This is a genomic window from Algoriphagus aquimarinus, assembly GCF_007997215.1.
GTDB lineage: Bacteria > Bacteroidota > Bacteroidia > Cytophagales > Cyclobacteriaceae > Algoriphagus > Algoriphagus aquimarinus_A.
The window spans coordinates 80,992-93,123 of sequence record NZ_VORW01000014.1; the positions used below are offsets into that span (position 1 = coordinate 80,992).

8 protein-coding genes and 2 tRNA genes are annotated in these 12,132 nt (G+C 40.2%); 5 read left to right on the forward strand and 5 right to left on the reverse strand.

Translation table 11 applies throughout. The features are described from left to right. Positions 1 to 7: 7 nt before the first annotated feature. Complete coding sequence (locus ESV85_RS16500; protein ID WP_146919531.1) at positions 8 to 1,483, forward strand: SusD/RagB family nutrient-binding outer membrane lipoprotein; 1,476 nt, start codon at positions 8 to 10, stop codon at positions 1,481 to 1,483. A 160-nt stretch (positions 1,484 to 1,643) separates the two neighbouring features. Here the strand turns inward: ESV85_RS16500 and ESV85_RS16505 are convergent, their stop codons facing one another. Beyond that, positions 1,644 to 3,602 carry a M1 family metallopeptidase gene (locus tag ESV85_RS16505; protein ID WP_146919533.1) on the reverse strand — a complete coding sequence of 653 codons (1,959 nt, stop codon included), beginning with the start codon at positions 3,600 to 3,602 and terminating at the stop codon, positions 1,644 to 1,646. Positions 3,603 to 3,760: 158 nt separating this feature from the next. Here ESV85_RS16505 and ESV85_RS16510 point away from each other — a divergent pair, with 158 nt between their 5' ends. The 3 genes from ESV85_RS16510 (at position 3,761) to ESV85_RS16520 (ending at position 5,979) form a co-directional block, all read left to right on the forward strand. Continuing rightward, positions 3,761 to 5,587 carry a TonB-dependent receptor plug domain-containing protein gene (locus tag ESV85_RS16510; protein WP_146919535.1) on the forward strand — a complete coding sequence of 609 codons (1,827 nt, stop codon included), beginning with the start codon at positions 3,761 to 3,763 and terminating at the stop codon, positions 5,585 to 5,587. A 139-nt stretch (positions 5,588 to 5,726) separates the two neighbouring features. Further along, positions 5,727 to 5,801, forward strand: a tRNA-Val gene (locus tag ESV85_RS16515). A 103-nt stretch (positions 5,802 to 5,904) separates the two neighbouring features. Continuing rightward, positions 5,905 to 5,979 (forward strand) — tRNA-Val (locus ESV85_RS16520). Between the two features lie 385 nt (positions 5,980 to 6,364). Here ESV85_RS16520 and ESV85_RS16525 read toward each other — a convergent pair. The 3 genes from ESV85_RS16525 to ESV85_RS16535 all read right to left on the reverse strand — a co-directional run bounded on the left by ESV85_RS16525 (position 6,365) and on the right by ESV85_RS16535 (position 9,958). After that, complete coding sequence (locus tag ESV85_RS16525) at positions 6,365 to 7,192, reverse strand: glycosyltransferase (protein ID WP_146919537.1); 828 nt, start codon at positions 7,190 to 7,192, stop codon at positions 6,365 to 6,367. Positions 7,193 to 7,318: 126 nt separating this feature from the next. Continuing rightward, complete coding sequence (locus tag ESV85_RS16530) at positions 7,319 to 8,863, reverse strand: aldehyde dehydrogenase family protein (protein ID WP_146919538.1); 1,545 nt, start codon at positions 8,861 to 8,863, stop codon at positions 7,319 to 7,321. A gap of 66 nt (positions 8,864 to 8,929) precedes the next feature. Then, the gene (locus ESV85_RS16535) at positions 8,930 to 9,958 is read right to left on the reverse strand and encodes a DUF4421 domain-containing protein (RefSeq protein WP_146919540.1); all 1,029 of its coding nucleotides are present in this window, start codon (positions 9,956 to 9,958) and stop codon (positions 8,930 to 8,932) included. 528 nt (positions 9,959 to 10,486) lie between these two features. Here ESV85_RS16535 and ESV85_RS16540 point away from each other — a divergent pair. Further along, a complete protein-coding gene (locus ESV85_RS16540) occupies positions 10,487 to 11,266 on the forward strand; it encodes a glycosyltransferase family 2 protein (RefSeq protein ID WP_146919542.1) in 780 nt (259 codons plus the stop codon). Here ESV85_RS16540 and ESV85_RS16545 read toward each other — a convergent pair whose 3' ends face one another. Then, positions 11,267 to 11,977: a glycosyltransferase family 2 protein gene (locus tag ESV85_RS16545; RefSeq protein WP_146919544.1), complete on the reverse strand. Its 711-nt coding sequence runs from the start codon at positions 11,975 to 11,977 to the stop codon at positions 11,267 to 11,269. It abuts the gene before it with no gap. Between the last annotated feature and the right edge of the window lie 155 nt (positions 11,978 to 12,132).

A 12,132-nucleotide genomic window follows, 5' to 3' on the forward strand; every position in this document is an offset into this window, starting at 1 on the left:
GAATAAAATGAAAAACATATTAGTTATCCTGTTGCTTTCCATGGTGTTTATTTCCTGCACCGACCTAGAGGAAATGAACATCAATCCAAATCTTCCAACTGCAACTCACCCGCAACTCCTGCTTACCAATGTGGAATGGGAAGTTTTCAGAGCTTACGGAGGCACTTCAGCGCTCTATGCTCAGAAGATGCTTGTTCAGACCGATGGAGAAAACTCCAATCAGTATTACAAATGGGATAGAGGCAGTTTTGGCCCATATTCTGTCTTGAGAAATGTAACCAAAATGATCCAAGAAGCTGAGCGAATCAACGATCCCTCCTACGTCGCCTTGGGCAAATTCTTCAGAAGTTACTACTTCTATAATTTGACTTTAAATTTTGGCGATGTTCCTTATACAGCTGCGCTAAAAGGTGAAATAGAAGAAGAATATGCACCTGTATACGATGATCAGGAAGTAGTTTTCAAAGGCATTTTGGCAGAATTGGAAGAAGCAGAAACAATCCTTGCAAGTCAAAACACAATCATAGCCGGAGATATCATCTATAGTGGAAATGTGCTTTCTTGGAGAAAACTGATCAATGCTTTCCGCTTGAAAGTCCTAATGACTTTATCTCCAAAATCAGAATCAGGAGAAATAGACTTTAGTGAATTCAACACTATTTTCACCAATAGTCCATTGATGGAAAGTGAAGCTGAAAGTGGTCAATTAGTATTCCTAGATCAGCAAAACAATCGCTACCCAGATTTCAACAGTAGTGGGTTCAGTTCTGGGATGTATATAGACTCTACCTTTATCCAGAGACTTCAGGTAAGAAAAGACCCTAGACTATTTATCTACTGCACCCAGACCAAGTCTGCCAAAGAAGCAGGAAAGGCAATCGATGATTTCTCTTCTTACGAAGGTGGTGACCCGGCAGCGCCCTATGCAGAAGTCAATCAAAAAGCTACTCAGGGCAACGTATCTAAAGTAAACGACAGATACCATAGAGATCCTGTTAACGAGCCTTATAAGCTACTGGGATACTCTGAGCAGCAGTTGATATTGGCTGAGGCAGCAGTTCGTGGCTGGATCAGTGCAGATGCAGAGATGCTTTACAAAGATGGGGTAAAAGCTTCCTTCAAATTTTACGAAATGTATTCTGAAGAATACAGCAGCTATGTAGATCCTGAGGCCGCGATGATGTACCTAAGTGAGCCGATGAATGATTTTTCAAAAGCCATGAGTGATACCGATAAAATCGAGCTTATCGTAATGCAAAAGTATCTGCAATCCTTCTTTCAAATGCAGTGGACCTCTTTCTATGATCATCACCGCACTGGATTCCCTTCCTTCAGAAGACCTACAGGCGTAGAGATTCCTTACAGATGGATTTACCCACAGTCGGAATACAATTACAATGCTGACAATGTAACCTCTGCCATTACCAAGCAATTCGGGGCTGGCAATGACAACATTCATCAAATGACTTGGTGGATTAAATAATAAACACTCCGTTTTTATAAAAGTGGACTTTCCTCGATATGAGTGAAAGTCCACTTTTTTTCTACTGGTCATTCAAAGTCAATTGTTAAACATGCCTTAATTTTTCTTCCCCTTCAGGATTAGGCATTAAAAAAGCCCGGACCATCCGGGCTTTTGCATTTTATTTCTCGTAAACATTCTGTGGCCAGCTATCATTTCCAAGATTCACATCTGGAAGAAGCTTGTCAGGGTCGATTACTACTGCCGTTACTTTTTTGTCAGTTTTTAACAAGTAGTTCCAGGTATCACCTCGTTGCCAGATCTCAACAGGAAGCATTTTTCTCTCAGTTGAGCCATCTTCAAAAGTGATTTCCATTAATACCGGCATTGGCATATCGCCTTTGTTAGCCAAGACAACTACGTAATTTCCTGCATAAGGAATTACCGCATTTACTCCCAAGTCAATATTGCCAGTTCCGTAGAACCATCCTTGCCAGAACCAAGAAAGGTTTTCTCCGGCTACATTCTCCATATGATTGAAGAAGTCAGTAGGCTGTGGATGCTTGTATGACCAAGTCTTGATGTAAGATTTGAAGGCATTATCAAATCGCTCATGGCCCAAAATGTACTCTCTCAACATTAATAGGCCAAAAGCTGGCTTATTGTAAGCAAGCATTCCCAAATTACCAACATTTACTACATCTGGATAAGTGTCAATCCCTTCTCTAGTCTCGCTAGTGAAGAAATTTGTATATCTACGCGTTTCATTCAAGTTTGATGGGTATTCTCCATCATTGAAGGATAGTGTGCTGTAATGGTTGATAAAGGTATTGAAGCCTTCGTCCATCCATGGGTATCTGCGCTCATTGGATCCTACAATCATTGGAAACCAGTTGTGACCAAACTCGTGATCAGTTACTCCCCACAGGTCTTCTCCTTTGGAATTATAACTACAGAAGTTCAATCCTGGGTATTCCATCCCTCCGATGTCTGCAGCTACGTTAGTCGCAGTAGCATAAGGGAATTCAAACCATGTAGAAGAATAATGCTCGATAGATGCTTTGGTATATTCTGTAGATCTAGACCAAGCATCAGCTCCATTTGATTCTTTAGGATAAGCAGACTGAGCTAATATTTTCTTTCCACTAGGCAAGTTGATTTTGGCAGCATCCCAGATAAATGCTCTCGAAGTAGCAAAAGCCGCATCACGGCTATTTTGGATAGCGAAATGCCAGGTAACTGTTCCCTCTTGCTTAGGTCTTGTCAATTCAGTATTCCCTAGCTCTTCAGCAGTGATCAGCATTACTGTGGTATCACTGTCTTTTGCTTTAGCGTAACGATCCTGAAGTTCTTTGCTCAAGACTTCTTTGGGATTCAAAAGCTCACCAGAACCCACCACGATGTGGTCATAAGGAACGGTAACTTTGTAATCGAAATCACCATACTCAAGATAAAACTCTCCAGCTCCCAAGTAAGGCTCCACATTCCAACCTTCTACATCGTCAAATACGGCTACTTTAGGATACCACTGGGCAAAAGCATAGATCCAACCATCTTCTACTTCCAGTCTTCCCATTCTATCCATTCCTTCTACAGGAACTTTGAAAGAGAAATCCATTGAAACTGTGGCAGTACCACCTTTTGCTGGGATAGGCTCGTTGAACCAAACTTGCATTCTGGTATCTGAAACAATGTTTTTAGAAGAAACGGATCCTTTAGACCCCACTTTAGCTTGTAGATTAGTAACATCGAAACCTCCGTCAATATCACCATTGTAGCGATTTCCTTGAATTGGAGTAGTCAAAGTTCCGCGGGAATCTTCTTTGAATCGGTTTTGCTCCATTTGCATCCAGATGAAGTCCAGAGTCTCAGGGCTATTATTGGTATAGGTAAGCTTAATATTACCAGATAGCGTGTGTGCCTGATCATCCAAAGTCACAGCGATTTGATAATCAGCCTTGTTTTGCCAGTAGCCTACATTAGGTTTGCCAGAGGCAGATCGAGTGTAGGTTCCCTTGCGATTGATAAATTCACCAAATTCTTTCTGGTTATTTTCCTTTACTTCTTGAGCAAAAGAATTGCTGATTCCTGCGAGCATAGCTCCGGCAAAAAGCAGCTTAATTATAATTTTCCTGCGCATACTAGATAATTGATTTAACCCTAAAAGTAAGAATTGCTAGCTTAAGCTCTAGGGCATTTTATACGAGAGTCTCTGCTTTAACGAATTTTTAGATAAATCGCATTATTGGAAAATGCATATTTTCCCAGCACTTTTGGGCTTCTATTTACGATCAACCCATGCGAAAATTAGTACTACTAGTGTCTTCATTGGCATTTTCTTTAGGTGTAAATGCTCAAACAGACACCACAACACAGGATTTAGGAGAAGTTTTGATCCAAGAAAACAGGATTCAACTCCCATTCTCTAAGCAAAACAGGAATATTTCTCTCATCAGTAAACTCCAGATAGAAACCACTCCAGCCAGAAGTTTAGCTGAAATACTATCATTTGTACCGGGCGTAGATATTCGTCAAAGAGGAGTCACCGGAGTACAATCAGACGTAAGTATCCGTGGTGGATCCTTTGAGCAGACGCTCATGCTTCTGAATGGTATCAAACTCAGCGATCCTCAGACGGGGCATCACATGATGAATATCCCAGTTCCCTTGGTCAATATTGACAGAGTGGAAGTATTGAAAGGTCCGGCATCAAGAGTTTTTGGGCAAAATGCCTATGCAGGCGCGATCAATGTAATTACTGAACTGAGCGATAAAAGATATGCTAGAATTCAAGGCTATGCAGGTGACTTTGGAATGAAGGGAATAAACTTTGCCGGTTCACTTCCTGTAGGGAATTACAAGCAAAACTTGGCAATCTCTTACGATGACTCAAATGGACATTGGTATAATTCGGACTACCAAGTCAGCAATATCTTCTACGAAGGTGGTGTTGATCTCAATGAGAAAAATGAATTGAAGGGCATGATAGCCTATACAGACCGCAGCTTCGGTGCCAATGGTTTTTACTCCAGTGCATTTCCAGATCAGTGGGAAAGCGTTCAGACAACCTTGGCTTCACTTAGTCACTCTTTAAAACTAGAGAACTTTTACCTAAATACCCGAGGTTATTTTCGCAGAAATGCTGACGAATATGTGCTCAAGAAAAATGAGCCGGAGTTCTACAAAAACAACCATACGACAGACGTTTTTGCCTTGGAGGCAAACGGAAATTTTGAATCCAAATTCGGTAAAACTGGCTTTGGTCTAGAGACCAGAAAGGAAGCCATCGAAAGTACCAATCTTGGAAGTCGTGATCGAGTGCTGACAGGGATCTTCTTAGAGCAAATGGTCAATTTTGGTTCAAAAGTAGATTTACGGGCTGGAGTGTATTCTAACTATTATTCAGAATATGGCTGGAAGCATTTCCCAGGAGCGGAAATTGGTTTTCAGGCTACATCTGATCTGAGGCTTTACTCAGGCTACGGAATAAGCTATAGAATCCCTACCTACAACGATCTGTACTATAAAGGCCCAACCAATATCGGAAATAATCAACTCGTACCTGAGCAAGCGCAAAACTTCGAAATCGGAGCAAAATGGTCTAAATCCGGGATTTTTGCAGAATTGGTTTACTTCAATAGAAGCACTGACAACCTGATCGAATGGACAAGACCTAATGCTGACACTCCTTGGCAGCCACAGAATTTCAGCGAAGTAAAATTCAATGGAATTGAAGCTTCCCTAAACTATCGTGTAAATCCAAATGGCAATACTATACAGGTCAAGGAATTCAATCTTTCCTATAACTACATCAATGCTGATTTGATCAATCAGCCTGGAATCGAGACTAGGTATGCTTTGACAGCATTGAAAAATCAAATGATCGGAGGAGTACTTGTTGGGATTGGCCAAAAGCTGGAGTGGAATACCAAAATGAGAAATGTAGAGCGCATGAATCTGGACCCTTATTTCCTACTAGACATGCGAGTAGACTATAATCGAACCGGAAAAATCGGATTCTTTGCCGAAGCATCCAATATCACCGATACAGACTATATCGAATCGGGAACTGTACAGATGCCAGGCCGCTGGTTTAGGGCTGGATTTATGTTGAATCTGGAGTAAAGGCTAAATAAAAAATAATTTACCTCCTCATTATCAAACGATTATTTTTTATTATCAAAAAAAAGCAATCCAAGATTTGCCACAAATGAATCTCTAATTACCTTTGCATTCCCTTTCGAACGGAAAGGAATACAAAGATGGGAGTTTAGCTCAGTTGGTTCAGAGCATCTGCCTTACAAGCAGAGGGTCGGGGGTTCGAATCCCTCAACTCCCACATCTTACTATTTATGCTCAAAAGTGAGCAATATTTAATTCTTGGGAGTTTAGCTCATCCCGATAGCTATCGGGAGGTTCAGAGTTTCAAAAGAAAATTTATTGGGAGTTTAGCTCAGTTGGTTCAGAGCATCTGCCTTACAAGCAGAGGGTCGGGGGTTCGAATCCCTCAACTCCCACATTCAATCCCGGATAATTTATTCGGGATTTTTTTTGCCCCATTTTTTTTAATACTACATAAAAAAGCCTCCAAATATCACATCAGGAGGCTATTCCATTAAATCCTAATTTCACATGTATTCAAAGTAACTATTTTGAATACGAGACTGACACTTAGTTAAGACCACTTCGATCTTCCCGCCTCTTAACCCAAAAATGCAATTGGCATAAAACCGAGAAATCAGAAACTCTAAATATCAAACTTAATCCCCTGAGCCAACGGCAAGGTAGATGAGTAATTGATCGTAATTGTGTGACGACGCATATAAGCTTTCCACGCATCTGATCCTGACTCGCGACCTCCACCAGTTTTTTAACAATTTGGATAGCTATCAGTAATAAAGCCTATTTCTTCTCAAGGCCATTTTTACAGACATATTCCTGAAGTTTTTGATTTCTCCTCATGATTTCCATATTATCCTCTTGCTCTATCCAACTTTCCTTATGATATAAATGATACTGAACCGCTAGATTTCTCAGGGAAACCAAGTGAAACCCCAAACCTTGAAATCTCCATACCAAATCGATATCCTCACCAACAGCAGGTTTGATGTAATCCTCATTAAACCCATTTATTGCTTCTATAGCGGACCTATGAAACGACATATTACAACCTTTCAAATTCCTCATTTTTCTCACCTTAGGAATGAAACCAAAAGGACCCGTGGGATCTATGAATATACCTTCCTCAACAAATTGACCACCCTTCCTAGATATTTTGCGGAATTTCCCAACAATAAGCCTGTTCATTTTACTTAATGGTAATTTACCTTCAATTAGCTCATTAGAAGTCTCTGGATCCAATTTTATCCGCTTTCCAGCCAGAATGGAATTTCTATTAGAAAGTTTAAAGTGAAATTCCATAAATCGCGGATGAAGCACACAGTCTCCATCTATAAATACTAGCCATTCAGTTTTGGCTGATTTAATAGCCCGATTAAGTGCGCGGTTTTTTCTCCATCCTAAATCTTCCTGTGTCAGATGCTGGATAGGAAAAGTAGAGTCTATTTGTCGCACATAATCCCTCATCTCCAGACTATCTCCGTCTTCAGAAATTATCACTTCAAAGCCCCTCCAAGTCTGCAACTCTAGGGACTTCATAACTTGTTCTAAAAAATGGACATCTTTATAAACAGAGATAATCAAAGATGCTTTAAGCTCTTCAGAGTGCATGGCTGGGTTGGTCAAAGGGGATTTGAGGAAGTCAAGCCACAAGTTGGTAAGAGATAATTATGGCTAACATCGCCCTATTTAAATCTTCACTTGTGGCTTGATTGGCATTTATAAGGGTTACAATTTTCAAATATCAAACTTAATCCCCTGCGCCAAAGGCAAAGTAGATGAGTAATTAATTGTATTTGTCTGACGACGCATATAAGCTTTCCAAGCATCAGAGCCGGACTCTCTTCCTCCACCAGTTTCCTTTTCTCCACCAAAAGCACCACCGATTTCCGCACCGGAGGTTCCGATATTCACATTAGCAATTCCACAATCGGATCCAGCTACGGAAAGAAATGCTTCAGCTTCTCTCATATTGGTTGTCATGATCGCAGAAGATAATCCCTGTGGAACTCCGTTCTGTATCGCAATAGCTTCAGCAATTTCTTTGTATTTGATTAAATAAAGAATCGGTGCAAATGTCTCGTGTTGCACGATTTCAAAGTGATTTTCAGCTTCATAGATGGCTGGTTTCACATAGCAGCCAGACTCATAGCCCTGACCACTTAACACGCCACCTTCTACCACTACCTTCCCTCCTTCGACCTGTACCTTCTCGATAGCCGCTAAATACATATCAACGGCATCCTTGTCAATTACTGGCCCAACATGATTTTTTTCATCCAAAGGATTCCCAATCACTAGTTTGCTATATGCAGACGCTAGCCTCGACTTGACTTCTTCATAGACATTCTCATGAATAATTAGACGCCTTGTACTGGTACATCGCTGACCTGCCGTTCCAACAGCTCCAAATAAAGCTCCTCGAATCGCCATGTCCATGTCGGCATTTTCGGTGATGATGATGGCATTATTTCCACCAAGTTCCAAAAGAGACCTTCCTAGCCTACCTCCAACTGCCTGCCCAACTAATTTCCCCATACGGGTAGAACCAGTAGCTGAAACCAATGGAATTCTAGAATCATGTGACATCAGTTCGCCTACTTTATAATCACCAATGATAAGTGAACATATTCCCTCTGGCATGCCATGTTTTTCAAAAATCTCACTCGCAATATGCTGGCATGCAATTCCAGAAAGAGGTGCTTTTTCAGATGGCTTCCAAACACAAACATCTCCACAAACCCAAGCCAATGCAGCATTCCAAGACCAAACTGCCACAGGGAAATTGAAGGCAGAAATAATCCCGATTATTCCCAGAGCATGCCACTGCTCATACATTCTATGACCAGGACGCTCAGAATGCATCGTCAAACCATAAAGTTGGCGAGAAAGGCCAACTGCAAAATCACAGATATCTATCATCTCCTGCACCTCTCCTAGTCCCTCTTGATAGGATTTCCCCATCTCATAAGAGACAAGCTTTCCTAGGTCAGCCTTCTTTTCCCTTAACGCATTACCAATCTCTCTCACAATTTCACCTCGATGCGGCGCAGGTACTTGTCTCCAGCTTTCAAAAGCAACTTGAGCCTGAGAGATCACTTCCTCATAAGCTTTCTGATTCGTTGCCTGCACTTTTCCAATCAGGACTCCATCTGCCGGTGAAAAAGATGAAATGGAAGCTTCTCCAGAATCTATCCAATTGACACCAGTTGATGTCCCTGAGTTTTCTGATTTTATTCCGAGTCGCTTCAAAGATTCTTGAATACCGAATTGATCTGCCATTGTATTTGGGTTTTTTATGTGTTCAAAGCTAAAATAATTATCACGGAGAGTCCATAGGTTGATGTACTAATCCTTAAACAGTACACTTAGTGGGTTTATTTTATTGAACCCTTTTTTGAATTTATCCCTAGGGTATAACTTATACATTAAAATAACCCTATAATTCCCCGTGTTGATCGCTTGATCGTAAGCTTCCCCCTCTACTAAGTTTAAATTTTTATAAACGTAATTTCCATTAATAGAGAAGCGCTTTCCATTATAGCCTACGAAAGCCCTCAGGTAATAAGTAGGAACTACACCCCATTTCTTGAACTCTTCGCCATTTCTCCATTTGGAATAACCTCCACTCAAATTGGCTGATGCAGTACCCGTAAGAAAGAACCCTTTTCCAAAAACCAGAGATCCTGCCAAACCTGCATTAGGACCTGCTTGAAAATAGCCAGCTTTATCAAAATTAGCAGCGTCGGGCACTTGACTTTTTGGTAATAAAAGAGAATCTCCTTTAATTTTTCCTCCATAGATTTCAAATCCTATAAATGGGGAAAATGCAGAACGTTTTTGAACGGCAGTCTGATTGAAAGCAGCTCCAAGTGAAATTTTATCTCCAAAAAAAAGATAGTTCATATTCATACCCATGGATGATAAACGCATGTCTTCTCTAAGATAATCCGCATCTGAGTTTTCCAAATCATCTGCTTTTATCTTATAACCTCCATAAAACTGCCCAAAAAAGTCAATTATGATTCTGGGAGCATAAATATGTGAATGTAAATCCAAATTGAAGGGCCAATTCTTTTGCTTATCCGGGTACAGAAACCCTACGGGAAATGAAACATTGATAGTCAAGCGCTGATAGCTAACCCCAACTCCCATTTTCAAACCAGTGTTTGGCTTTAATACAAAAGTTCGATCTTGGTCTGGAGTATTTTGAACAAGTCGAGTGTATTTCTGAGAAGTAAAAAGCCTGATTGCGAATGCTTCGTGAGTACTCTCAACATAACTAGTGTCATATTGAAACTTATCATTCTGACCAAACCCGCGAATGCAAAAAGCAAATGTAAAAACTAGGAAAAGTAAATTCTTATTTTTGATCATGTGGACCTTTAAGCAATTCGGAAATCGAAAGTTCACTAAAAAAAATTCAAAAAAAAATCCGGGCCATAGCCCGGATTTTCTTTGAAACAGCTTGAGTTAGAAAAATGGATTATTAAAAGAATCCGTGTTTGAAAAAATCAAATATTGATAAAAAGTTGTTTAATCACCATTTTAAAATTATGAAATTCAATGATTTAAACAAAGTTTCAAACTATTTTCTTACTCTTTTCAAAATATAACAAAACTTGATTTAGTCTTCCTAGTATCCCCCTATTTCAACTGATAGGTTTAATGAAGAGATAACTAACTCTCTCAATTCTAGAAAAAATGGAACTGAGGCACTGATTATTCCAGTAGTATCAGGTCTAAGAAAATCTCTTTAGATTAATCAGGTTCTCAGAAACTTACGGCGAAACCGTTAAAAACTAGGCAGTAAAGTCTATCCTTGCCACATTCTCGGAAATTAAATCTTTATAAAATAAAAGTTACCTTCGAATAGTAAAATTTGAGAGTTTTAAGCACGTGAAAATGAAAGCACCATTAGTTTCTATAATTACTCCTTGTTATAACCAAGCGAAATACCTTAGAGAAACAGTTAAAAGTGCACTTGCATCCTCCTACAGACCGATTGAACTTTTAATAATCAATGATGGGTCCACTGACAATTCTCTCGAAATAGCCCGTGAACTGGAGCAAGAATTCCCAGAAGTAGTTGTCTTGGACCAACCCAATGGAGGCGTATCAAGAGCTAGAAATCATGGAATCAAAACCGCTAAAGGTGAAATCATTCTACCATTGGATGGGGACGATTTAATCGCCCCTAATTACATGGAGGAAGCGGTCAAAGTCATGGTAGCTAGACCAGAAGTGAGAGTAGTCTATTGCCAGGGAATAAAATTCAATGAAAAGGGGCAAAAAAAATGGAATCTCAAGCCCTTTAGCCGCTATCAACTCGCAAGAGATAATATGATTTTTCCCGCTACCTTTTTTTGGAAAAAAGATGCCTTGGAAGTTGGTGGATTCTCTGAAGACATGACGATGGGAAGAGAAGATTGGGAGTTTTGGATTAAAATGCTAAAAAATGGTGGAGAGGTTGTGCAGTTACCTTTCTTAGGATATTTCTATCGATTGACTCCCACCAGCAAGAGAAAGAAGACAGCCACTCACCAAAAGAAAATTGAGAGGTTAGCTTATTTGAATGCCAAACACATGGACTTTTTTGAGAGAGAGTTGAACGGCCCCCTAAGAATCCAGCGTACCTGGTCCAGACCTTACAATACCTTGATGAAGTTCATAGGTAAACTCTAATCAAATCTTATCCATTCCCTTCCAGAACTTCAGGAAATAGTATTTCAGAGGATTGCTGTATTTCAATTGCTTCCATGGTCTGCTGGCATGTGGTCTATGCCACACGGGAGCATTCATCAGCACATGATTCTTGAATCCCAGCTCGATGGACTTCTTTGAGATAAACGTATCATACCAATCTTTTGCTTCATCTAATCCCATGAAGTCATAGGCTTTCAAAAAGTCAGTTCCGAAAAGTGTACAGCAAAAGCTTAAACTTCTCGAAGTATCGATTACTGACTCTTTCACTCCTTTGAATTTCAGATACGGAAAGTTTACCATCCCATTTTCATCCACCGTCACAGATCCTACCAACCCAGATTTAATGGATGATTTCTGGAAACTCAGCAAATCCGCAATAGTCTCGGGCTTCACCACTACATCTGATTCTATGACTAAAAGGGGTAAGCTAGCTTCATTCGCCATCTTCTGAGCCATCTGAAGTACCAGCTTGTAATTAGGCGAAGGATGATCTGTATGATCCTCCAAATGAATGAGTTCATAACCGATTTCTGCCTTATTCTGCTCAAGCCCTACTTTGGTCTCTTCTGTACTGAAGTCATTAAAAATAATATGCCTTACCCCTACCGTGGAGCTTGCAATAGCTCTTGCAGTATCTAGGGTTGTTTCAAGAGAATTCTTAACCGGGGTGATTACGATTACTTCAGCCATAGGGTAATTTTTCTCAAAAATAAGCCTTTCTGGCTAGGCAAAAAATAACCCCGACGTTTGCCGGGGTTAAGTTCTAACATTTGTTGTATCTGTTTTCTAGCCAAGAAAACCTAATCTTCTAGCGAGTATGATCAACTTTTAGATTGAGGCTCGCT